The organism is Halomonas saccharevitans, from assembly GCF_900116405.1.
In the GTDB taxonomy this organism is placed as follows: domain Bacteria; phylum Pseudomonadota; class Gammaproteobacteria; order Pseudomonadales; family Halomonadaceae; genus Halomonas; species Halomonas saccharevitans.
This window is the reverse complement of sequence record NZ_FPAQ01000035.1, coordinates 13587-36189: the sequence shown is the minus strand read 5'-3', so window position 1 is coordinate 36189 and position 22603 is coordinate 13587. Positions and strand designations below refer to the sequence as shown.

Annotated in this window: 18 protein-coding genes; 9 read left to right on the top strand and 9 right to left on the bottom strand. The window is 66.2% G+C overall.

Annotated features, from left to right (window positions below):
* On the top strand, nucleotides 1-275 hold a 275-nt coding region (locus BM388_RS14200), incomplete at its 5' end, for a group II intron maturase-specific domain-containing protein (protein ID WP_281245225.1).
* 143 nt (nucleotides 276-418) lie between these two features.
* Here BM388_RS14200 and BM388_RS14195 read toward each other — a convergent pair.
* Nucleotides 419-1309 carry a LysR family transcriptional regulator gene (locus BM388_RS14195; protein ID WP_089851301.1) on the bottom strand — a complete coding sequence of 297 codons (891 nt, stop codon included), beginning with the start codon at nucleotides 1307-1309 and terminating at the stop codon, nucleotides 419-421.
* Nucleotides 1310-1436: 127 nt separating this feature from the next.
* On the opposite strand from BM388_RS14195, the gene BM388_RS14190 reads away from it, so the two are divergent.
* From BM388_RS14190 to mtgA, 3 genes are all read left to right on the top strand, one after another.
* Entirely contained in the window at nucleotides 1437-2546 is a 1110-nt protein-coding gene (locus tag BM388_RS14190; protein ID WP_089851299.1) for an S-(hydroxymethyl)glutathione dehydrogenase/class III alcohol dehydrogenase, read from the top strand.
* 98 nt (nucleotides 2547-2644) lie between these two features.
* Entirely contained in the window at nucleotides 2645-3499 is an 855-nt protein-coding gene (fghA, locus tag BM388_RS14185; RefSeq protein WP_089851305.1) for an S-formylglutathione hydrolase, read from the top strand.
* Between the two features lie 113 nt (nucleotides 3500-3612).
* A complete protein-coding gene (gene mtgA, locus BM388_RS14180; RefSeq protein ID WP_089851297.1) occupies nucleotides 3613-4317 on the top strand; it encodes a monofunctional biosynthetic peptidoglycan transglycosylase in 705 nt (234 codons plus the stop codon).
* A gap of 31 nt (nucleotides 4318-4348) precedes the next feature.
* On the opposite strand, the gene BM388_RS14175 is transcribed toward mtgA, so the two are convergent.
* The gene (locus BM388_RS14175) at nucleotides 4349-5266 is read right to left on the bottom strand and encodes a DMT family transporter (protein ID WP_089851295.1); all 918 of its coding nucleotides are present in this window, start codon (nucleotides 5264-5266) and stop codon (nucleotides 4349-4351) included.
* Between the two features lie 475 nt (nucleotides 5267-5741).
* Here BM388_RS14175 and dctP point away from each other — a divergent pair, with 475 nt between their 5' ends.
* From dctP to BM388_RS14150, 5 genes are all read left to right on the top strand, one after another.
* Nucleotides 5742-6905 carry a TRAP transporter substrate-binding protein DctP gene (gene dctP / locus BM388_RS14170; RefSeq protein ID WP_089851293.1) on the top strand — a complete coding sequence of 388 codons (1164 nt, stop codon included), beginning with the start codon at nucleotides 5742-5744 and terminating at the stop codon, nucleotides 6903-6905.
* A 144-nt stretch (nucleotides 6906-7049) separates the two neighbouring features.
* Nucleotides 7050-9248, top strand: a complete 2199-nt coding sequence (locus tag BM388_RS14165) for a TRAP transporter large permease subunit (protein ID WP_089851291.1) — start codon at nucleotides 7050-7052, stop codon at nucleotides 9246-9248.
* A 149-nt stretch (nucleotides 9249-9397) separates the two neighbouring features.
* Entirely contained in the window at nucleotides 9398-9811 is a 414-nt protein-coding gene (locus BM388_RS14160) for a DUF4168 domain-containing protein (protein ID WP_089851289.1), read from the top strand.
* A 241-nt stretch (nucleotides 9812-10052) separates the two neighbouring features.
* Complete coding sequence (locus BM388_RS14155; RefSeq protein ID WP_089851286.1) at nucleotides 10053-11957, top strand: DUF294 nucleotidyltransferase-like domain-containing protein; 1905 nt, start codon at nucleotides 10053-10055, stop codon at nucleotides 11955-11957.
* 1 nt (nucleotide 11958) lies between these two features.
* The gene (locus tag BM388_RS14150) at nucleotides 11959-12681 is read left to right on the top strand and encodes a 3'-5' exonuclease (protein ID WP_089851283.1); all 723 of its coding nucleotides are present in this window, start codon (nucleotides 11959-11961) and stop codon (nucleotides 12679-12681) included.
* 132 nt (nucleotides 12682-12813) lie between these two features.
* Here BM388_RS14150 and BM388_RS14145 read toward each other — a convergent pair whose 3' ends face one another.
* The 7 genes from BM388_RS14145 to BM388_RS14115 all read right to left on the bottom strand — a co-directional run bounded on the left by BM388_RS14145 (nucleotide 12814) and on the right by BM388_RS14115 (nucleotide 22603).
* A complete protein-coding gene (locus BM388_RS14145; protein WP_089851281.1) occupies nucleotides 12814-14487 on the bottom strand; it encodes a BCCT family transporter in 1674 nt (557 codons plus the stop codon).
* A gap of 51 nt (nucleotides 14488-14538) precedes the next feature.
* Nucleotides 14539-14967 carry a universal stress protein gene (locus tag BM388_RS14140; RefSeq protein WP_089851279.1) on the bottom strand — a complete coding sequence of 143 codons (429 nt, stop codon included), beginning with the start codon at nucleotides 14965-14967 and terminating at the stop codon, nucleotides 14539-14541.
* Nucleotides 14968-15640: 673 nt separating this feature from the next.
* Nucleotides 15641-16519, bottom strand: a complete 879-nt coding sequence (locus BM388_RS14135; RefSeq protein WP_089851277.1) for a glycine betaine ABC transporter substrate-binding protein — start codon at nucleotides 16517-16519, stop codon at nucleotides 15641-15643.
* A 102-nt stretch (nucleotides 16520-16621) separates the two neighbouring features.
* The gene (locus tag BM388_RS14130) at nucleotides 16622-17455 is read right to left on the bottom strand and encodes an ABC transporter permease (protein WP_089851303.1); all 834 of its coding nucleotides are present in this window, start codon (nucleotides 17453-17455) and stop codon (nucleotides 16622-16624) included.
* Between the two features lie 5 nt (nucleotides 17456-17460).
* Nucleotides 17461-18663, bottom strand: coding sequence for a quaternary amine ABC transporter ATP-binding protein (locus BM388_RS14125; RefSeq protein ID WP_089851275.1), 1203 nt, complete (start codon nucleotides 18661-18663; stop codon nucleotides 17461-17463).
* Nucleotides 18664-19061: 398 nt separating this feature from the next.
* Nucleotides 19062-20225: a PQQ-dependent sugar dehydrogenase gene (locus BM388_RS14120; protein ID WP_089851272.1), complete on the bottom strand. Its 1164-nt coding sequence runs from the start codon at nucleotides 20223-20225 to the stop codon at nucleotides 19062-19064.
* Between the two features lie 188 nt (nucleotides 20226-20413).
* A complete protein-coding gene (locus tag BM388_RS14115; RefSeq protein WP_089851270.1) occupies nucleotides 20414-22603 on the bottom strand; it encodes an FUSC family protein in 2190 nt (729 codons plus the stop codon).

Here is a 22603-nt window from a genome sequence, read left to right as displayed (position 1 = left end):
TAAAGCGGCCGCTGGAAGCGTTGGATCAATGGGTACGTCGCCGATTACGCGACGTGATCTGGCGGCAATGGAAGCGCCCGAAGACCCGGCGCCGTAAGCTTCTGGCATTGGGTCTGAATGGCTTTCGGGCGTGGAAATCAGCGGGGAATGGGCGAGGCCCCTGGTGGAATGCCGGTGCCTCGCACATGAATCAGGCCCTCCCCCGGAAGTGGTTCGACTGGCTGGGTCTGATCTCGGTACTCGATACGGTAAGAGGGCTCAATCGTGCTTCGTGAACCGCCGTGGTACGGAACCGTATGCCCGGTGGTGTGGGAGGGCTCCGGGGGCGACCCCGGACCCTACCCGATGCGTGTTTTGGGCGTGCTGTCTTCGTCTTGGCCGGTCTTTCGCCCCCGGCGCCCGTCGTCATTCGCCTCGCTCAGCCCCGCCTCGGCAGCCGCTCGGGGATGTGTTCGACCAGAAAGTCGATGAACTGGCGGATCTTCGGGGAGCGGTGGCGGTGGCGCGGGGTGACCGCCCAGACGGCGCTGTCGTCGTGCCGATAGGCGTCGAGCACGCTGATCAGTTCGCCGCTCGCCAGGTGGGGCTCCACGTAGTAGTCCGGCAGCTGGGCGAGCCCCAGGCCCTTGAGCGCGGCATCCAGCAGCGCCGGTCCCGAGTTGCTCTCCCATGATCCCGCGATGCGCACCTCGCGGCGCACCCCCTCCACGGCGAAGCGCCAGTGGTCGCGCGACCCCACCAGGCAGCGGTGATGGGCGAGCTCGGAGAGGGCGTGGGGCTGGGGGCGATGAGTGAAGTAGGCCGGCGAACCGACCACGTACTCGCGCCGCTCGCAGAGCCGCCGGGCGAGCAGCGAGGAGTCCTCGAGCGCGCCCATGCGGATGGCGATGTCGAAGCCCTCGTCGATGATGTCCACCTGGCGATTGGTCAGGTGCAGGCGCACCTCCAGCTGGGGGTGCAGGACCATGAAGTCGTTGACCAGCGGGGCCAGGTAGCGCTCGCCGAAGGTGGTGGCGCAGGTCAAGCTCAGCAGGCCGACCGGCCTCGCCTGGAGGTCCTTGATGGCGGCCTCGGCCTCGCGGAAGCCGTCGAACAGGTGGTGGCAGTGCTGGTAGTAGAGGGTGCCGGCCTCGGTGAGGCGGATCCGTCGCGTGGTGCGATAGAGCAGGGCGGTGCCGAGCTGGTTCTCGAGCTGGCTGACCAGCCGGCTGACGTGAGAGCTCGAGACCTTCAGGCGCTCGGCCGCGGCCTTGAAGGCGCCCAGGCGCACTACCTCGACGAAGGCCTCGACCCGATCCCAGCGCTGCATGATGCCTCCTGTCGACGCGATTGTTGCTGTATGACAATAATGTTCTGCGTTTGATGCAGTTTATCCCAGCGGTGCGGATTGCCTAGACTGTTACCCGATGCATTACACACCGAACGAGGAAGATGCCATGAAGTCTCGCGCTGCGGTCGCCCTGGAAGCCGGCAAGCCCCTGGAACTGGTCGAGATCGACGTCGAGGGCCCGAAGGCCGGCGAGGTGCTGGTCAAGATGGCCGCCACCAGCGTCTGTCACACCGATGCCTTTACGCTCTCCGGCGCCGACCCGGAAGGCAACTTCCCGGCGGTGCTGGGCCACGAGGGCGCCGGCATCGTGCAGGAGGTGGGCGAGGGCGTGACTAGCGTGCGCCCCGGCGACCACGTCATCCCGCTCTATACCGCCGAGTGCGGCCAGTGCAAGTTCTGCCTCTCCGGCAAGACCAACCTGTGCAGCTCGGTGCGCGCCACCCAAGGCAAGGGCGTGATGCCCGACGGCACCTCGCGCTTCTCGCTGGATGGCAAGCCGCTGCACCACTACATGGGCTGCTCGACCTTCAGCGAGTACACCGTGCTGCCCGAGGTGTCGCTGGCGGTGGTCTCCAAGGAGGCGCCGCTGGACAAGATCTGCCTGCTGGGCTGCGGCGTGACCACCGGCATCGGCGCGGTGATGAACACCGCCAAGGTCGAGCCGGGCGCCACGGTGGCCGTCTTCGGCCTCGGCGCCATCGGCCTGGCGGTGATCCAGGGCGCGCAGATGGCCAAGGCCAGCCGCATCATCGCCATCGACGTCAATCCGGAGAAGTTCCAGCTGGCCGCGCAGTTCGGCGCCACCGAGTTCGTCAATCCCAAGGAGCATGACGCCAGCATCCAGGAGGTGATCGTCGACATGACCGACGGTGGCGTCGACTACTCCCTCGAGTGCATCGGCAACGTCAACGTCATGCGCCAGGCGCTGGAGTGCTGCCACAAGGGCTGGGGCGAGTCGGTAATCATCGGCGTGGCCGGGGCCGGCGAGGAGATCTCCACGCGGCCGTTCCAGCTGGTCACCGGTCGGGTCTGGAAGGGCTCCGCCTTCGGCGGCGTCAAGGGACGCACCGAGCTGCCGGGCTACGTGGATCGCTACATGAAGGGCGAGATCAACATTGACGACTTCATTACCCACGACATGCCGTTCGAGAAGATCAATGAGGCCTTCGAGCTGCTGCATCGTGGCGAGAGCATTCGCACGGTCCTCCACTATTAACAATGCGCCTGGGGCCGCGCCGTTGATACGCGCCCGGTGCCGGGTGATATCCCATGGATTGGTGGCCGGGTCGCCCGGCCGACGAGGAGAGTGACTTCATGACCATGACCGAACATCTCGAGCTGGTCTCGGCCAACAAGAGCTACGGTGGCTGGCACAAGCGCTATCGCCACCGCTCCCGGGCGCTGGACTGCGAGATGACCTTCGCCATCTACCTGCCGCCCCAGGCGGAGACCGAGCGCGTGCCGCTGATGTGGTGGCTGTCCGGGCTGACCTGCACCGACGAGAATTTCATGCAGAAGGCCGGCGCACATCGGATCGCGGCCGAGCTTGGCATCGCCATCGTCTGCCCGGACACCAGCCCCCGCGGCACCAACCTGCCGGGCGAAGACGACAGCTACGACTTCGGCAGCGGCGCGGGCTTCTACGTCAACGCCACCCGCGAGCCCTGGAAGAAGCACTACCGCATGTATGACTACGTGGCCGAGGAGCTGCCCTCGGTGGTGCGCCAGCACTTCCCGGTCAACGGCCGCGAATCGATCAGCGGTCACTCCATGGGCGGGCACGGCGCGCTGATCCTGGCGCTGCGGCGTCCCGGGCACTACCGGGCGGTCTCGGCCTTCTCCCCCGTCGTCAATCCCAGCGAGTGCCCCTGGGGGCAGAAGGCCTTCTCCGGCTACCTGGGCGAGGATCGCGGGCTCTGGACCCAGTACGATGCCTGCGAACTGGTGGCCCGCGGCGCCTCGAGCCAGCCGCTGTTCATCGACCAGGGTGAGGCCGACGACTTCCTCGAGGAGCAGCTCTGCCCCGAGCGCCTCGAGGCGGTGTGTGCCGAGCATGACCACCCGCTGACCCTGCGCCGCCAGCCCGGCTACGATCACAGCTATTTCTTCATCGCGACCTTCATCGAGGAGCACCTGCGCTACCACGCGGAGCGCCTGAAGAAGCGCTGAAGGGCTGAATGCTCGCCCCGTACGACAGCTGCCTCCCTTCGGGGAGGCAGCGTCGTTATACTGCCCGTCATTCATGACGGGGCGAAAAAGCCGATGACCGAGCGAGGCGGACGATGAGACGGGAGTGGCAGCGATGGGCGTGGCGAGTGCTCTGGCGCACCGTGCTTGGCTTCGTGGTGGCCTCGGTGGTGCTGGTGCTGGTGCTGCGCGTGGTGCCGGTGTTCGGCTCCATGGTGATGGTGGAGCGTAAGGTCCAGTCGTGGACCTCGGGGGCGTCCCTCGATATTCGCCACCAGTGGCGCCCCTGGGAGCGTCTCGCCGATCAGGCCAAGCTGGCGGTGATCGCCGCCGAGGATCAGCGCTTCCCCGAGCATCACGGCTTCGACTTCCAGCAGATGCGCCGCGCCTGGGAGGCCAGTCGCAACGGCGGCCGCCTGCGCGGGGCCAGCACCATCAGCCAGCAGACCGCCAAGAACCTCTTCCTGTGGACCGGGCGCAGCTGGGTGCGCAAGGGACTGGAGGCCTGGTTCACGCTTCTGATCGAGGCCCTCTGGCCCAAGCAGCGCATCCTCGAGGTCTACCTCAACATCGTCGAGTGGGACAGCGGAGTGTTCGGCCTCGAGGCCGCCGCTCGCCACTACTTCGGCGTCTCCGCCGACCAGCTGAGCGCGGTCCAGGCCAGCCGCCTGGCGGCCATCCTGCCCGACCCCCGCGGCCGCGATGCGGCGCGTCCCGGCCCGCTCGTGGAGCGGCGCAGCGTCTGGATCCGCCAGCAGATGAACAACCTCGGCGGCACCGGATACCTCGAGCGGCTATGAGCCCTCACCAGCGGCCCTCTCCAGTGGCCCTCTACGGCCGCCTGGCGCCTGCGGCCCGTCCCCTCACCACCAGCACCACCCCGGCGATGGCGATGGCCATGCCGAGAAGCGACAGCGGCGGCAGGCGCTCGTCGAACAGCCACCAAGCCTCCAGGGCGGTTACCGGCGGGACCAGGTAGAACAGGCTCGCCACCCGCGAGGCCTCGCCGCGTCGGATCAGCGCCATCAACAGCAGGATGGCGCTGATCGACAGCACCAGCACCAGCCAGCCCAGTGTCAGCATGAAGGTCGGGCTCCACTCGATCTCGCGGGTTTCGAACACCAGCGCGCCAAGCCCCACCAGCGCGCTTGTGGCCAGATACTGCACCACGGTGCCGGAGAGCAGCGGCATGCCGGTGCAGAAACGCTTCTGGTAGAGCGTGCCCAGCGAGATGCCCGCCAGCGCCACCAGCACACTGGCCAGGGCGCCGATGCCGAAGCCCTGGAACAGCGTCTCGCCCGGGTCGAGCTTGCCGCCCAGCACCAGGGCGATGCCGGCCAGGCCCAACACCAGCCCCAGCCACTGCGCCTTGCCCAGTCGCTCATTGAGCAGCGGGCCGGCCAGCGCCGCGGTCAGCAGCGGCTGGAGTCCCACCAGCAGAGCGGTCAGGCCCGCCGGCATGCCCTGATAGATGCCGTAGAAGACGCCCCCCAGGTAGGCGCCGTGGACCAGTAGCCCCGAAACCGCGATATGTCCCCACAGCCTCGGTCCCTGCGGCCAGTCGGCCCGCAGCAACAGGATCAGCGGCACCAGCAGCGCCAGGGTCAGCACGCAGCGCACGAACAGGAAGGTGAAGGGCTCGGCATGGGGCAGGCCGAACTTGGCGCCGATGAAGCCCGTGCTCCACAGCGCCACGAAGAGAAAGGGCATGGCAGCCAGCGCTGCCTGGCGGTGACGTTCCGATGTCATGAAAGATCGTCCAACGATGGGATGAAAGAGTTAGCCAGATAAGCATCATCCCGGGCGAGGACGCCGGACGCCAACCGCAGGGCTCGTGCTTTGGTCGTAGACGTCGCGCCTCCGGGAAAGTGGTCAGACCAGAGTTTTGCCTGTGCGGACAGCTGATTGCCGCGTTTTCCTCGGTGGTCTGACCAGTGAAATCGGCCGGTTTGCGTTGAAACGTCGTATTGGCCGCGCCCGGCCTTTTGGCTAGCTTTCGGCAGGGAAGACGTTTCCATATCAGCGTCTTCTTCTCAAGAATCACGAACATGTTTCACGCTCAGGGTTCATGCTCAAGGGCTACGCTCTAGGTCCACCGGGACGGTGAGGCCGGCCTGTCGATCGATAGATCATCGGCATGCCTTCGAAGGCCCAGGGACGACAACAACAAGATCCGGCCAACGCTCGCTGCCGCGGGCGGGCCACCCAACCAGGAGTCCATGCCATGCAGGACGACAAGCAGCCGCCACGCACCTCCTCTATCGACAGCGCAAGCGTCAAGGACGCGTTCAAGACCCCCAGTCGCCGTCACTTCCTGAAGGCCGCCGCGGTCGGTTCGGCCGCCGCCGTCGCTGCCCCCTGGATCGGCAACGTCCAGGCTCAGGAAGGCATTCGAATTCGCATGCAGTCCTCCTGGCAGCCGGGTACCACGGGCTACAAGATTTTCGAGGAGTGGGCGGCCAGCGTCGCCGAGCTGACGGGCGGCGAAGTGTCCATCGAGCCCTTCCCTGCCGGCGCCGTGGCCGGCGCCTTCGAGGTCGCCGATGCGGTGCGTAACGGTGTCATCGATGGTCAGAACTGGTTCACCGTCTACTGGCCCGGCAAGATGCCGGCCGGTGTCTTCCTGACCGCCTACCCCATGGGACTCTCGGTGCCTCACCAGTGGGACATGATGTTTGGCGCCTACGGCGGCATGGGCATCGCCAAGGACCTCTACCGCAAGCAGGGCCAGGAACTGCTGGGCTACGTTCATCACGACATGAACTTGATTCACTCCAAGAAGCCGCTGCGCAGCTTTGACGACTTCCAGGGCGTCAAGCTGCGGGTGCCGGGCGGGATCGTCGCCGAGACCTTCGCGTCCATTGGCGCGCAGACGACCCTGCTGCCGGGCTCCGAGGTCTATCCTGCCCTAGAGAAGGGCACCATCGACGCCGCTGACTACGTGGGGGCGGCGGTCAATTATGAGCTCGGGTTCTGGCAGGTCGCCGACTACATCATCATGGGGCCGCCCTCCACGCCCTGCCTGCACCAGGCCGTCGACCTCATGGATATCGCCGTCAACCGTCGCACCTTCGAGCGCATGTCCCCGCAGACCCAGGACCTCATGCACGACCTGGTGGCCGCCTACTCCCGCAAGCATTACGCGGCGATCCAGGAGGCCAACGCCGAGGCCTGGCCGAAGTATCGCGAGAAGGGTGTGGAGATCATCCACCTCAGCGAGGAGGACGGCGACCGCTTCCGTCAGGCAGCCATTCCCCTGTGGTTCAAGTGGGCGAACAAGGATCCGGATGCGGCACGGCTCTTCAAGGCGCACCTCGACACCATGTTGGATCCGGCGGTGGCGCTGATCACCGAGGAGGACATCAAGGGATACGAACTCAACGTCTGAAGCACCTGAACGACCAGACCGGGTGTTGTGGGCCATGGGCCACAGCACCCGGTTTGGGTAAGGCAACACGACTGATCGTGCATCCCGTCGACTTTAGGATCCGTCGCCATCGCCGGGCGGTGATGGTGCCACGGAGGAGTGTCCATGAATCTTGATATCGAGTTCGTTCTCCCGCACTGGCTCTACTGGTCGGTGCTGCTGCTATTGCCGCTGGTGGTGATGTTCTTCGTCGATCGCAGCTTCCGGCGTGGCGGCATCATCAGCGGCGGCGATACCGCCGAGGTTCCGGCCGGTCAGGAGGTCGAGGTGGCGTATCAGCCGCCCGGTAATCTGTTTACCGCTATCGTCGACCGCCTGTCGGGGTTTTCCGGCCGTTACGTGGCCTACTGGGCGTTGATCGCCCCCTTCATCTTTACTTACGAAGTGCTGGTTCGCTACGCCTTCAACTCGCCGACCAACTGGGCCCATGAGTCGATGACCCTGATGTTCGGCATGCAGTACCTGGTGGCGGGGGCCTATGCGCTGCGTGAAGGCGGTCACGTGCGTGTCGATATCCTCTACCAGCGCGCCAAGCCGCTCAACAGGGCGGCGCTGGACGTCGTCACCTCGATCTTCTTCTTCATTTTCACCATCGCGCTGCTGGTCACTGGTTGGAAGTTCTTCTCCCAGTCGGTCAGCGATGCGTTCTTCTTCGGCTCCAGCTACGCCAACGAGACCTCCTTCACCGAGTGGGCCATCCAGTTCTACCCGGTCAAGTTCATGCTCTTCTTCGGTGCCGTGCTGCTGCTGCTGCAGGGAATCGGGCAACTGTTACGGGACGCACAGTCCTTGCGCTATCACTGGCGCTTTCATGACGGCAGCCGCACCTTCGCCCGCGCGTTACTCGTCGTGGCCGGACTGCTGGCGGCCTGGGTGGTCTTCGAGATGGTCAACATCGGCGTGACCGACTACGACAGCCTGGCCGGCAGCCTCGAGAACAGCCTGGGTACGGTGGGCATCGGTGCCCTGACGGTGGTGATGTTCGGCTCGCTGATGGTGGTATTGGTAGCCGGCCTGCCGCTGGCCTTCGTCACCGGTGGTCTGGGGGTGACCTTTCTTTATTTGGTCGGCGATCAGAACATGCTCAACCTGATGCCGTCGCGCATCTTCCCGATGATGACCAACTATCAGCTCTCGGCCATCCCGCTGTTCATCTTCATGGCCTCGGTGCTGGAGAAAGCGGGGATCATCGAGGAACTGTTCGACGTCGTCTACAAGTGGATGGGCGGGCTCAAGGCGGGTCTGGCGATCGCCACCATCATTGCCTCGACCCTGCTGGCCGCCATGGTCGGCGTGATCGGGGCTGCGGTGGTGACCATGGGTCTGATCGCGCTGCCGGCGATGCTCAAGCGCCACTATGACCCGGAAATCGCCATCGGCTCGATCATGGCCGGTGGGACCCTGGGCATCCTGATTCCGCCATCGATCCTGGCGATCATCTACGGGGTCATCGCCCAGCAGTCGGTGGGTGAGCTCTATCTCGGCTCATTGATCCCCGGCTTGCTGCTGGCCTTTATGTACGGCTTCTACTGCTGGATGCGCGGTACGCTCAACATCAATCTGGCGCCACCAATGCCGGCCGAGGATCGGGTCGACATGAAGGAGAAGCTGCGACTGCTGCGCAAGATGCTGGCGCCGATCATCTTGGTGATCCTGGTGCTGGGCATCATCTTCACCGGTATCGCCACCCCGGTGGAAGCCGCCGGCATCGGCACCTTCGGTGCTCTGGTGGTGGCTGCAATGCACAAGCGTCTGACCTGGCCCAACCTGCATGCCGCCTGCATGAGTACCCTCGTGGCCTCGGCCATGGTGATGTGGATCATCTTCGGCGCCAGCATCTTCGTCGGTTTCTACATCCTGCAGGGCGGCCAGACCTTCGTGCAGGAGCTCATCTCCGGCGCGGGCCTCGGTCCCTATGCGGTGCTGCTGCTGATGATGGTGCTGCTGGTGGCCCTGGGGATGTTCCTCGACTGGGTGGGTATCCTGCTGCTGGCGGTGCCGATCTTCGTGCCACTGATCGAGGGGCTCACTTTCGACGGCGTGTTCGGCTTGCCCGGGGTCGACCCGGCGGACGTGTCGCTGTGGTTCGGCGTCATCTACCTGGTCAACATGCAGATGTCCTTCCTGAGTCCGCCGTTCGGCTACGCGCTGTTCTACATCAAGGGGGTGTGCCCGCCGCACATCACCATGGGGCAGATCTTCAGGTCGTCCTTCCCGTTCCTGGGCATCCAGGCGCTGGGGCTCCTGCTGGTCATCCTCTTCCCGGCGCTGGTCACCTGGCTGCCCAACCTGGCCTACGGCTGATCGTGTCGACCCGAGGGGTCGACGGCTGCCACAATATGCGGCGCTCCCCCGGGGAGCGCCGCTTTTCAAACCGTTACACGACAAACCTGAACCCTATGGGCGATCACTCGTCTCAGCGGGGGCACACATAAGTTCCTCAGGAGGTATTCATGCAACGGAAGACCGCACTGTTCTCGGCCGCACTGCTCTCTCTCGGCCTCGCCGCCGCCCAGGCACAGGCCCAGCAGGACACTACCGCGAACAGCGCCGACCAGTCGCAGGCCACGGCCCCGGCACAGGACTTCTCCGACGCCCAGCTCCAGCAGTTCGCCGATGCCTCCAAGGAGATCGCCGTGATCTCTCAGGAGTACACCAAGCAGCTGCAGTCGGCGGAAGGTGACGAGGCCCAGCAGGCCGTCCGCAAGGAAGCCAACGACGAGATGGTTCAGGCCGTTCAGGACAGCGGTCTCGAGGTGAATACCTTCAACGCCATCGGCCAGGCGATCCAACAGGATCCCGAGCTGATGCAGCGCGTGCAGGAAATGGCCAAGGCCGGCGGTGCCGGCGCCGACCAGGCCTCGTAACACGCGCCTTGCGATCGCGGCCGCTCCTCGGCCGCGATTGCGACGAGAGAGGGCCGCCCCTGATGCACGGGGCGGCCCTCGTCGTGTCGCACCTTCACGAAGCCCCGACGTCGGCGTCCTGCTGCAGCGACCCCGTGATACCTCGTCTGCGAGCGAGGCCGGGCTCGCCGGGCGCGGCGGCTTTACAGCGCCGGCGAGCCATTCCAGACTTGTCGCAACCTTATCGCTCGGAGTCATGGTCATGGACGTGGAACTGCTGGAAATCCGCCAGCACATGGGGCGGTTCCCGCCCTTCGATGGCATCTCCGACGACCTGCTCGACGAGATGGCCGGCCAGGTCGAGGTGGCCTACTTCAAGGCCGGCAGCGACATCCTGATGCTCGACCAGGAAGTGCACGATTTCTGCTACATCCGCAGCGGCGCGGTCGAGGTCTATCGCCGCGGCGGCGAGCTCTACAATCGCCTGGGCGAGGGCGACATCTTCGGCCACTTCAGCCTGCTGCGAAATCGTCGTACCCGCTTCCCCGCCAAGGCCATGGAAGACAGCCTGATCTATTTCATACCCGAGGCGGTCTTCTTCCAGCTCTGCGAGGCGGATGAACACTTCGCCGACTTCGTCGAGGTGGAACGCCCGCGTCTCGAGTCGACGGTGGAGCAGGACAAGAAACAGAACGACATGATGATCACCCGGGTGCGCAAGCTGGTGTCGCGCTACCCGGTGATGGTGGAGGCCACCACCACCGTTCAGGAGGCCGCCCGGCTGATCGGCGACTATCAGGCCTCGGCGGTGCTGGTGCTCGATGAACCCAGCGACGCCCCTCGCTACACCTTCCGCGACAGCGAGGGGCGTGCCTGGCAGGTCAAAGGCATTCTCACCGATAGCGACTTCCGCACCCGCGTGGTGGCCGAGGGCCGCCCCGCCGACACCCAGGTGGGGGAGGTGATCGCCCACAAGCTGATCGCCGTGCAGTCCGACGAGTCGGTGCACGAGGCCATGCTCTGCATGCTGCGCAACAATATCCACCACCTGCCGGTGATGCACCGTCGCTCGCCGGTCGGCATCGTTCACCTCTCCGACATCATTCGCTACGAGACCCAGTCGAGCCTCTACCTGGTCAGCAATATCTTCCACCAGTCCAACAGCGAAGGGCTCGCCCGGCTGACGCCCGACGTCAAAGCGGCCTTCGTGCGCATGGTCGAGGAGGGCGCCGATTCGCGGATGATCGGCAGCGCGCTGTCGACCATCGGGCGCAGCCTGTCGCGGCGCCTGCTGGAGCTGGCCGAGGAGGAGCTGGGGCCGCCGCCGGTGCCCTACTGCCTGATGGCGCTGGGCTCCATGGCGCGCAACGAGCAGTCCATCGTCACCGACCAGGATAACGCCCTGGTGCTCTCCGACGACTTCGACCCCGAGCGCCACGATGCCTACTTCCTGGCTCTGGCGACGCGCCTGAGCGACGGTCTGGCCGCCTGCGGCTACGAATACTGCAAGGGCGACATCATGGCCACCAATCCGCGCTGGCGTCAGCCGCTCGCGGTCTGGAAGCGCTATTTTCGCGAGTGGATCGAACAGCCCACGCCGGAGCGGCTGCTGCACAGTTCGATCTTCTTCGACCTGGACAGCGTCTTCGGCGAGAACCCGCTCGTCGAGCAGCTCCAGGACCTGGTCGCCGAGCAGGCGCCGAAGCACCCGCGCTTCCTCGCCTCCATGGCGCGTAACGCGCTCAACCGCACCCCGCCGCTGGGCTTCTTCCGCACCTTCGTGATGGAGAAGGACGGCAAGCACAATAACTCCATCAACCTCAAGCGCCGGGGCACCGCGCCCATGGTCGACCTGATTCGCGTCCACGCCCTGGCCTGCGGCTCGCGAGCCCAGAGCAGCTTCAAGCGCCTGGATGACATCGACCGTACCCAGCTGCTGGCCCCCGGCGTCAGCGACCGGCTGCGCTATGCCATGGAGTTTTTGAGCATGTCGCGGATTCGCCATCAGGCCATCGATCTGCAGCACGAGCAGGAACCGGACAACAACATCGAGCCGGAAGACGTCTCCGACACTGAGCGCCATAACCTCAAGGATGCCTTCCAGGTGCTGAGCAACGCCCAGAAGTTCCTCAAGTTCCGCTATCCCATGCCGTCTCGGTCGCGCTGAGATGCGCCTTCCCCGACGCAGAAAGCTGCCGGCCCCGAGCTGGCCCGAGTACTTGGCGAGCCGCGCCGAGCTCGCCCGTGACCCGCTGTTGGCGCGCTACTTCGCCGCCGGGACGCCCGCGCCGGAGACGCCCATCGCCGAGGCCCCCATGGTCGCCCTGGACATGGAGACCACCGGCCTCGACGAGCGGCGCCATGCCATCGTCAGCATCGGCCTGGTGCCCTTCTCCATGGGGCGCGTCCGGCTCGCCGAGCGGCGCTACTGGGTGCTGAGGCCGCCCCGGCCGCTGAACGCCAAGTCGGTGACCTTTCACCACATCACCCACTCGGACATCGCCGGCGCCCCCGACCTCGACGAGATCCTCGAGGAGCTGCTCGAGGCCATCGCGGGCCGCCTGGTGGTGGTGCACTATCGCCATATCGAGCGCCCCTTCCTGGATGCCGCGGTGAAGGCACGCCGGGGAGAGGGGCTGATGTTCCCGGTCATCGACACCATGTCGCTGGAGGCGCGCTGGTACCGGCAGTCGCTGCTGGCGCGCTTCAAGCGCTGGATGGGGCGGCCGCCGGCCTCCATTCGCCTCTACGACAGCCGTGGGCGCTACGGCCTGCCGGTCTACTCGGGCCACCATGCGCTGGTCGATGCCCTGGCCACCGCCGAGCTGCTGCAGGCCCAGGTGGCCACCTACTTCGGCCCCGAGACCCCGGTCGGCGAGCTGTGGAGCTAGCGAGAACGGGCCGTGCGACGCCACGAGTGAACCGGAGATTCCAACACGAAGAAGGCGGCCCGAGGGCCGCCTTCTTCGTGGCTTGCCGACGCAGCGGGCAACGGGTGCCGTGCGCCGGGATGAGCGTGGCCGTTACTTGCCGCGCGGCTCGCTCATCAGGCCCTTGACGATCCCGTAGCAGCCCACCAGCAGCACGAGGGTGAAGGGCAGGCCGGTGGTCAGGGCGGCCGTCTGCAGGGCGCCGAGGCCGCCGCCGAGCAGCAGTGCGATGGCCAGTGCCCCCTCGATCAGCGCCCAGAAGATGCGCTGCGGCTTGGGCGCATCGACCTTGCCGCCGGCGGTGATGGAGTCGATCACCAGCGAGCCGGAGTCGGAGGACGTGACGAAGAACACGATCACCAGCACGATCCCGACGAAGGAGGTGATGGTGGTCAGCGGCAGGTACTCGAGCATGGTGAACAGCTGCAGCTCCAGGGCGGCATCCTGCACCTTGGTGATGCCCTGGTTGACCACCTGATCGATGGCCGTGGTACCGAAGGCGGTCATCCACACCACCGAGGCCATCGACGGCACCAGCAGCACGGAGATCAGGAACTCGCGCACGGTGCGGCCGCGGCTGACGCGGGCGATGAACATGCCGACGAAGGGCGACCAGGCAATCCACCAGGCCCAGTAGAAGGCGGTCCAGCCCTGGCTGAAGTTGGCATCCTCACGCCCGAAGGGCATCGAGAGCGCCGGCAGGTTCTTCGCGTAGCCTACCAGGCTATCGAGCACGCCGGTGGCGATCATCAGCGTCGGGCCCACGGCGATGACGAAGGTCAGCAGCAGGAAGGCCAGCGCCATGTTGAGCTGTGAGAGGCGCTGCACGCCCTTGTCCACACCCAGCATGATCGAGCCCAGCGCGACGACGGTGATGCCCATGATCAGCAGGATCAGGGTGGTGTTGGTGTCGGGGATGCCGAACAGGTAGTTCAGGCCCCCGGCCGCCTGGGTGGCGCCGAGCCCCAGCGAGGTGGTCAGGCCGAACAGGGTGGCGAAGACCGCCAGGATGTCGATCAGGTGGCCAGGCCAGCCCCATACGCGCTCCCCGAGGATCGGGTAGAAGATCGAGCGCATGGTCAGCGGCAGGCCCTTGTTGTAAGAGAAGATCGCCAGCGACAGGCCGACGATGGCGTAGGCGCCCCAAGGGTGCAGGCCCCAGTGGAAGATGGTGGCCGACATGGAAAGGTCGATGGCGGCGGCCTGGTCGCCTGCGGCGGCGCCCAGCGGCGCCCAGTCCGTGCGGACCCCGTCTTCCACGGAGATGCCGCCCATGGCAGTGCCGAAGTGCGTCAGCGGCTCCGAAACGCCGTAGAACATCAGGCCAATGCCCATGCCGGCGGCGAACAGCATCGCGAACCAGCCCAGATAGCTGAAGTCGGGCGTGGCGTTGGCGCCGCCGATGCGGACCTTGGCCAGGGGCGTGAAGATCAACACGATCGCCAGCAGCACGAAGACGTTGGCGCCCAGCAGGAAGACCCAGCTCAGTTTCGTGGTCAGGAAGCTGAACATGGCGTTGAAGATCGGTTCCATCTGGTCCTGGAGGGCCAGCGTCGCGATCACGAAGAACAGGATCACCAGCGAGGAGAAGAGGAAGACCTTGCCGTGCAGGTCCACGTTGATCCCCAGCGGTGATGCGGTGATGTTGTCCTGACCGATCACATAGTCGGTATCGATCAGGTTGGCCGCGCCCTCGGGCGCCGGAATCCCCTCGGAGCCGGTATCCTCCGGCACCTTGGGTTTGCCGTCGTTGGGTTGTTTAGCCACTAGACGTCTCCCTTGCGGTTATCGATGGGTGTAGGTCTATTCTCGACGGGGTTACTTGCCGGCCCCCGGGCGAACCAGGAACACCGATGCCTTGGTGTGCGTCGCGACCTTGCCACCGTGAGAGGGCATGATCACATCCGCATGCTTGGGGGGATGGGTCGGCATGACCACCAGGTCGGCGCCTACCTTGTCGATGGCCTCGATGAGATCGTCGTCGAGGTCGGCGATGGGATCGGGGCTGACGATGGTGTGGGTGCTGACCGGCTGGCCGTGGACCTTGGCGCGCTCCTGGGCGAAGGCCTCCAGCTTCTGGGTGAACTCTTCCGGTGTCCGAGCCACTGAGCCGGGCGTGGTCGCCGTGACGCCGACGTAACAGACTTCTGCGTCGTAGTGCTTTGCCTGGTCGGCGACGATCTTCAGCGATGGCTCGATCACGTCGAGGTGGGCCAGATCGACGGGTACCATGATTTTCTTGAACATGCCTGAGCTCCTTCTGATGGGGTCGGCTGTTGCCACGTCAAGTGTGGACGGTCAAGGGTGTTGGGGCATGGGCCGCTTTCAACGTATCTTGCCGTCAATCGGCGCACACCCTACACCATCAGCGCATTAAGCGTATGCGAAACGCGACAAATTGGGCATCCAATAGCGTATTTTAATCAATAGCAGGGCGGCTGATAACCGTGGGGTAATGACGAGCATGCGCAGGGACTCGATGGCGTGACGCCAGGGGCCTCGGCGTCGGCTGGGCGGCGTGGTGGAAGATCCTCGGCCCCGGGTTCAGTTCCAGAGGCAGTCCCAGAGGTAGTTCCAAAGTAAAGGGGGAGAGTTCTCTCGAACTCTCCCCCTTTCCCTTTTTTCGGGTTCACCGCACTTTGCCGGGACACGCTCGATGACAGGAGAGCGGGGACCTGAACAGAGGGGGGTGGGAGCCCGGCTGGCAGGGCGATGAGCGTCGCCAGACGTCCTGCCGATGACATACCCCTGGCAACGGCATGCTACTCGTCACCGCTGCGCGGCGGATCGCGCTGCAAGCAGCGCTCCTACGAACCTCACGCACATCACGCTGGTCTGCGAAGAAGCAAAAGAAAGGGGAGAGCCCTGTCGGACTCTCCCCTCGACCATCAGCGCGGTGATGGGATGGCTCGGCGGCGTATCAGCTCTCCGCCGGCAGCCACTCCTGCACCACGTCCTGGTTCTCCTCGACCCACTGCTTGGCGTTCTCGTAGGGCTCGGCATCGCCTGACTGGTTCATCAGCATGACCTCGCCCATCTGCTCGGGGGTCCACTCGAAGGCGTCCAGGATGGCGTAGGCCTCCGGCATCTCCTCCTCGAGGCCTTGGCGGGTGATGGTGTGGATCTGCTCGGCGCCGCCGTAGACGTCCTTGGGGTCCTCGAGGTACTTGAGGTCCCAACGGGCGAACATCCAGTGCGGCGTCCAGGCGGTGACCACGATGTCCTGCTCGTTCTTGATGGCGCTGTCCAGGGCCGCGGTCATGGTAGCGCCGCTGCCGCTCTGCAGGTCCATCTCTTCGAAATCGTACTGCTCGACGACCTTCTCGGTGAGGCTCATCAGGCCGGCGCCCGGATCGATGCCGGTGATGGTCCCGTCGAAGGTGTCGGCGTTGGCATCGAGCTCGGCGATGGAGTCGACGTCGGTGTAGGCCGGCACGACCAGGCCCAGCTTGGTGCCATTGAGGTTGGGGCCCAGGTCGACGACCTTGTCGCCAACCCGCTCGAGGTAGTCGGCGTGGGTGGTCGGCAGCCAGGCGGCGACGATGGCGTCGGCATCACCCGTGGAGACGGCCTGCCACATGGCGGCGGCGGAGAGCGAGGTGATATCGACCTCGTAGCCGGCCTGTTCCAGCACGGCACGGACCACATTGGTGGAGGCGACTTCGGAGGACCACTCGACGTAGGCCAGCTCGACGGTACCTTTGTCCTGGGCCTGAGCAGTGCCGGCGGTGAGGCCGGCACCGGCGATCAGGGCAAGGCTGGCGGCACGGATACGACGGTTAAGCGGTTGCTGAGTCATCTATTGTCCTTCTTTCGCGTGTGTAACGGATTACCTGAGGCGCGATCCCTAGCGTTTCAAGGACGCGCCTCTACGACATAGGTAGTAGGTCGTGGTGTCAGCTTATGACTTGCGGCCCTTGCGCAGCGACTGGGTCACGCGGTCGAGCAGCATGGCCAGTATCACCACGGCGATGCCCGCCTCGAAACCGTCGCCCGGACGCAGGCGCTGGATGGCGCGCCATACCTCGCTGCCCAGGCCGTCGGCGCCGATCATGGCGGCGATCACCACCATGGACAGGGCCAGCATGATGGTCTGGTTGATGCCGGCCATCACCGTCGGCAGCGAGAGCGGCAGCTGGACCTTCAGCAGCTTCTGGCGGCGAGTGGCGCCGTAGGCGTCGGCGGCCTCGATCAGGTCCTTGGGCACCTGACGGATGCCCAGCGTCGTGAAGCGGATCGCCGGCGGCATGGAGAAGATCACCGTGGCGAAGATCGCCGACACCGAGCCGATGCCGAAGAACGGGATCGCCGGGATCAGGTAGACGAACGCCGGCATGGTCTGCATGAAGTCCAGCACCGGCATGATCGTCCGGTAGAGTCGCTCGGAGAGCGCCGCGGCGATGCCCACCGGCAGGGCGATGACCACCGCGACCAGGGTGGCGATCACCACCAGGGTCAGGGTCTCGATCATCGGATCCCAGAGGTCGAGGTTCCAGATCAGTGCCATGCCCAGCGCCGCGCCGATGGCCAGGCGATGGCTCGAGACCCACCAGCACAGGCCGACGATGATCAGCAGCAGCGCCCAGGGCGGCAGCCAGAACAGGGCGTCGTTGAGCCCGTCGATGCCGGTCTGAGTGACCCGCGAGATGCCGCGGGTCACGCCGGAATATTCAGTGGTCAGCCAGTCGAGACCGCCTTCGATCCACTGGCCCAGCGGGATGCTCGGGATTTCGATAGCCATTACTTGTCTCCTGCCTGTGCCAGTTCATCGAGGACGGCGCCCTTGACCACCACGCCCTGCAGGCGCTTCTCGGCATCCACCACGGCGATCGGGAAACTCTTCTCGCTGAACATGGCGAAGAGGTTGTGCAGGGGCTCCTCGGGACCGACGCTGCGGAAGTCCTGGGTCATCAGTTCGCGGATGTGATCCTTGCCCTGGTGGGCGGCCTGCTCGAGGGCATCGACTTCCACCAGGCCCAGCAGGGTGCGGTCGCGGCCGGTCACGTAGATGGAATCCAGGCCGTGCTCACTCATCTTGCGCAGCGTGGTGCGCGGGCCGTCATCCTCGCGGGCGGTGGCCCGTACCGGACGCATGGCGTGCTCGGCGGTGAGGATCTTCGACATGTCGACGCCCTCGATGAAGCGCTCGACGTACTCGTCGGCCGGATTGGTGAGGATCTCCTCCGGCGTGCCGATCTGCACGATCTCGCCATCCTTGAGCAGGATGATGCGATCGCCGATGTTCAGCGCCTCGTCCAGGTCGTGGGTGATGAACACCGTGGTCTTTTGCATGCGGTGCTGCAGCTCGAGCAGCTCCTGCTGCATGTCGCCGCGGATCAGCGGATCGAGGGCCGAGAAGGCCTCGTCCATCAGCAGCACGGTGGAGTCGTTGGCCAGTGCCCGGGCCAGGCCCACGCGCTGCTGCATGCCGCCGGAAAGCTGGTTGGGGAAGGCATCCGCCCAGCCCTCGAGGCCGACCTGCTTGAGCGCCTTCTGGGCGATATCGGCCCGTTTGGCGGGCTCGATGCCGCGGATCTCGAGGCCGAATTCGGCGTTCTGCTGCACCGTGCGGTGCGGGAAGAGGGCGAAGTTCTGGAACACCATGGAGAAGTGGCGACGCCGGCACTCGAGCAGCGCCTTGTCATCCAGCTGAGGAATATCCTCGCCGTCGATGACGATCTCGCCCTCGGTGGGCTCGATCAGGCGGTTGAGGCAGCGAATCAGGGTCGACTTGCCGGACCCGGACAGCCCCATGATCACCAGGAGTTCACCCTCGTAGACATCGAAGTCGATGTTCGACAGGCCCAGAGTCTGGCCGGTCTTGTCGAGGATCTCGGGACGCTTCTGTCCCTGGTTGCGCAGTTCCAGGGCCTTCTTGGGCTGACTGCCGAAGACCTTGCTCAGGTTGCGCACCCGAATCTTGACGTTTCGATTCTCGTTCATTGGCTCTGCCTTATTTCGGCTTCCCGTCGGTTCGGCGGGAAGGGCCGAAGGGTCGAGTGAAGTGACGCAAAATTAAGACGTAACTGTGCCATGCGGTACCGTTGACCGCGGCATCAGGCGACGAAGAGGTGGCACTACCCTAGCGGTATTTGAATGGCCATTCAAATAAAAACCCGTGTCAGACTAAGCTAGATTAGCCCTGACGGTGCCGAAGCGGGCGGAAGGAGGGCTTTGAGCCTAGCAAAAAAATCCCCCGGATGTGTTCGACGCCGACACCACTTTGGTCGCATGCCGGCGTGGGTTCCGTGGCGCAAAGCCCGATCGGCGGGGCAGCGGCAGGCGTTTCGGGAGGGGCAGGGGGGAGAGGTTGTGAAGGGCGCGCCTTGGGCGCGCCGTCGTCACTCGGCCGCAACGGGGGCCAGCCGATACAGGCCGCCGTTGGCGCTGTCGGTGACCAGGATGAGGGTGCCGTCGCGGGCCAGGCGCACATCGCGGATGCGGCCGATCTGCCCCTCGAGGATCACCTCGCGCTCGACCACGCTGTTGCCGTCCAGTGACAGGCGCACCAGCCGCTCGCTGCGCAGCCCGCCGGCCAGCAGGTCGCCACGCCAGGCGGGGAAGGCGTCGCCGCTCACCTCGGCGAGGCCCGAGGGGGCGAAACGGCCGGCGAAGACGTGCACGGGATCGCGCATGCCCGGGGCGCTGTTTACACCGATGGGCCGGTTGGTGGCATAGTCGTTGCCGCGGCTGACCTCCGGCCAGCCGTAGTTCTCGCCGGCCACCAGGCGATTGAGCTCGTCGCCGGTGCGCGGGCCGTGCTCGGTGCTCCAGGCGCTGCCATCCGCCGCCACGGTCAGGCCCTGGGGATTGCGGTGGCCCAGGGTGAAGATCTCGTCGAGGACGGCCTCATTATCGACGAAGGGGTTGTCCGCCGGCACGCCGCCCTCGGCGGTGAGGCGCACGACGCTGCCGGTATGGTCGCCGCCTTCCTGAGCGCGTGGCGGGCGGCCGCGCTCGCCGACGCTCATCAGCAGGGTGCCGTCCGCGCGCCAGGCCAGGCGCGAGCCATAGTGGTGGCGTGGCGGAGCGAAGCGGTTCTGGGTGAAGAGCGTCTCCAGCTCCATCAGGGCGTCGCCCTCGAGTCGCCCGCGGGAGAGGGTGGTGGCGTGGCCGCCGTGGCCCGCCTGGCTCCAGGTGAGATAGACCCAGTCGCGGCCCGTCTTGCTGCCAAAGTCCGGGTGCAGGACGACATCCAGGAGTCCGCCCTGGCCGGCGGCATCGACCTCGGGGACGCCGGCGAGGCGCGTCACGCGGCCGTCCGTGCCGATTCGCGAGAGCCGCCCCGGGCGCTCGGTGACCAGCCATTCCCCGCTCGGCAGCTCGGCCGCCGCCCAGGGATGCTCGAGCCCCGTGGCGATGCGCTCCAGGCGCAGCTCATGGTGGTCGGTGGCGAGGTGCTCCGCGATCACCTCCGCCGCGGCCGCCGGAATGGCGACTACGGCTCCAGTGACCCAGGCGCCCGTGAGCAGGGCGATGGTCAGCGACCGGCGTGATGGCGACATGCGGTACTCCCCTCGGTGATGGCGATCCCGGGCGTTTCACGAACAGTCTAGGACCTTCCACGGACAGTCTAGGACCTTCCACGAACAGGCTAACGACCCTCCACGAACAGGCTAACGACCTTCCACCAACGGACTAAAGACTGCGCGCGGCCCGGCGGGTTCCTGATGGAGGACACCGCCGGCCGGGTTCAGGCGGGCCTGGGCGGCTCGGTCGTGCGCTCGTTCTCGCTTTCGTTCTCCTGATCGTTATCGGTGGTGGACCCGTTCCCGGTCACGCTCATGGACGCAAGGGCAGCGGGCGCCGTGGCGCGTGCCCGCTCGGCCTGTTGCGCCAGCGCCAGGTCGAGGCGCTCCACCAGGCCGACAATCATCATGCGATGGTGGGCACTCAGCGCCTGCTGGTCGTCGAGGGCCGCCACCAGGTCGTCGCCGGTGCGCCGCACGTCGATGGGCATGCGCCCCAGGGCGCTGTCGGCGAAGGCGTCCGCCAGGGCGGCGAAGAAGGCCCGGCGCGCTCGGTCGAGCGGCGTGCCCGGCAGGTCGTCGAGCCGGCGTCGCAGCTGCAGGCAGGCATAGCCGACGTCCAGCCCGGTCAGGCCCAGCGCGAAGAGATGGCGCCGCTCCTCGGGCAGGGTGTCGTCGTGGCGCGCCAGGTGTAGCAGGCGATCGGCCATGTGGCCGATGAAGCGGCCCTCCGCCTCGTGGAGCGTCGAGGTGGGCAGGGCGCGCAGGTCGCGGGCGATGGCGCCGACCAGCCGCCGCCTGCGCAGCCCAGGGCCGAGGCCGGGGATCATGCGGAACCCCGCCACCACCGTGCCCAGCCCCACCAGCACGGCGATGGCGCGATTGAGGAAGCCGTCGAAGGAGAAGTCCATGCCGTTGCCGGGCATGGTCAGCAGGATGTTGCCGATGGTGAAGGCGAGGCAGTAGCCCATCAGCCGCGGGTCGGCGGCGCCGAGCAGGCCCAGGAACAGCGGGGGCAGCAGGAGTAGCGCCAGCAGGGGGAAGCCGCTGGCCTGGGCCAGCAGCACATGACCGAACAGGAAGGCGCAGGGCACCGCCGCCAGCATGCCCTTGGCGAACGTCAACGCCGCGGCGGCGGGGTCGTCGCGGCTGGCGAAGAAGGCCGAGCCCAGGGTGCCCATCAGCATGGCCACCTGGCCGTTGTCCCAGCCGGTGGCGATCCAGAAGGAGGCGAGGGTCAGAAACACGAGCCCGGCGCGCAGGGCATTCAGCGCGGCGGCCAGCCGATCGCGATGCCAGGCCAGGGGCGCGGCGCGCAGGCGCCGGTCGATGGGGTGGGCGATCGCTTCGCGGGCATCGAGCATGACCAGGGCATGGCCAAGGACTTCGCGCAGGCCGTGCATGACGCGCCGCTCAAGCGGCGAGGCGGCTTCGTCTTCGCCGGTCTCTCCCTCGCCAATATCTCCTGCTTCGACCACTCCATCCTCTATCACTTCCTCTTCGACCATCGCCCGTCGGCGCAGCGCCTGCAGGCGGCGGCGCGCCTGGGCCACGCCCGACTCCTTGGCCGCATCATGAAAGCCGTCGGCAAGGTCGGCAGCCAGCTGGTGCAGCCGCGGGTCCAGCCGTGTGCCCGCATGCTTGAGGAGCTGCTGCAGGGCGTGGAGCCTCGCCACCAGGTGCAGCGTGCGTCGGGTCAGCACGTGGCTGGCGCGAAGACGGCCGGGGCCTTCCGGGCCCTCGAAGCAGGCGGCCTGGCTATCCGCCTCGAGCTGGGTCAGCGGCTCTAGGCTGGCGGTCAGGCTCTCCTGCAGCGCACCGAGATCGGCGCTGCTCGCGAGGCGCTGGGCCCCATGCAGGAAGGCCTGATTGACGACGCGATCGGCCTGCTCGGCCAGATGGTCGCGAACCCGAATGGGCCACAGCAGCGAGCTGACCAGGGTGGCGCAGAGCGCCCCCAGAGCCAGTTCCGACAGCCGGGCCACGGCGATGGCGAAGATGCCGTCGGGCCGGCTGGCGCCGATCACCACGATCAGCATCGCGGTGACGGCGCCCATGATGCAGCCGTAGGCGGCATTGCCGCGATGCAGCGAGCTCGCGTAGGTGCAGGACATGATCCACAGGGTCAGCAGGGTCAGCGCCGGCAACGGGGCCTGGCCGAACAGCGCCATGATCGCCACGCCCGCCAGGCAGCCGACCAGGGTGCCGCCGAGCTGGCTCAGGCCCTTCTCGATCACCATGCCGCTCATCGGGCGAATCTGCAGGAAGGCGGCCGAGATCAGCGCCCAATAGGGTCGCTCCAGGTCGAACCACAGCGCCAGATAGAGCGCCATCAGCATCGCCAGGCTCGCCTTGGTAGCGAACTTGAGCGACGCCGCGGACGGCGTCAGGTAGGCCTCGAACCAGGGCGACAT

What these genes read in the sequence shown, in the direction of transcription:
- BM388_RS14195 (WP_089851301.1), bottom strand. Translation starts at nt 1,309, where the DNA reads ATGCAGCGCTGGGATCGGGTCGAGGCCTTCGTCGAGGTAGTGCGCCTG.
- BM388_RS14190 (WP_089851299.1), top strand. Translation starts at nt 1,437, where the DNA reads ATGAAGTCTCGCGCTGCGGTCGCCCTGGAAGCCGGCAAGCCCCTGGAA.
- fghA (WP_089851305.1), top strand. Translation starts at nt 2,645, where the DNA reads ATGACCATGACCGAACATCTCGAGCTGGTCTCGGCCAACAAGAGCTAC.
- mtgA (WP_089851297.1), top strand. Translation starts at nt 3,613, where the DNA reads ATGAGACGGGAGTGGCAGCGATGGGCGTGGCGAGTGCTCTGGCGCACC.
- BM388_RS14175 (WP_089851295.1), bottom strand. Translation starts at nt 5,266, where the DNA reads ATGACATCGGAACGTCACCGCCAGGCAGCGCTGGCTGCCATGCCCTTT.
- dctP (WP_089851293.1), top strand. Translation starts at nt 5,742, where the DNA reads ATGCAGGACGACAAGCAGCCGCCACGCACCTCCTCTATCGACAGCGCA.
- BM388_RS14165 (WP_089851291.1), top strand. Translation starts at nt 7,050, where the DNA reads ATGAATCTTGATATCGAGTTCGTTCTCCCGCACTGGCTCTACTGGTCG.
- BM388_RS14160 (WP_089851289.1), top strand. Translation starts at nt 9,398, where the DNA reads ATGCAACGGAAGACCGCACTGTTCTCGGCCGCACTGCTCTCTCTCGGC.
- BM388_RS14155 (WP_089851286.1), top strand. Translation starts at nt 10,053, where the DNA reads ATGGACGTGGAACTGCTGGAAATCCGCCAGCACATGGGGCGGTTCCCG.
- BM388_RS14150 (WP_089851283.1), top strand. Translation starts at nt 11,959, where the DNA reads ATGCGCCTTCCCCGACGCAGAAAGCTGCCGGCCCCGAGCTGGCCCGAG.
- BM388_RS14140 (WP_089851279.1), bottom strand. Translation starts at nt 14,967, where the DNA reads ATGTTCAAGAAAATCATGGTACCCGTCGATCTGGCCCACCTCGACGTG.
- BM388_RS14135 (WP_089851277.1), bottom strand. Translation starts at nt 16,519, where the DNA reads ATGACTCAGCAACCGCTTAACCGTCGTATCCGTGCCGCCAGCCTTGCC.
- BM388_RS14125 (WP_089851275.1), bottom strand. Translation starts at nt 18,663, where the DNA reads ATGAACGAGAATCGAAACGTCAAGATTCGGGTGCGCAACCTGAGCAAG.
- BM388_RS14120 (WP_089851272.1), bottom strand. Translation starts at nt 20,225, where the DNA reads ATGTCGCCATCACGCCGGTCGCTGACCATCGCCCTGCTCACGGGCGCC.
- BM388_RS14115 (WP_089851270.1), bottom strand. Translation starts at nt 22,603, where the DNA reads ATGTCGCCCTGGTTCGAGGCCTACCTGACGCCGTCCGCGGCGTCGCTC.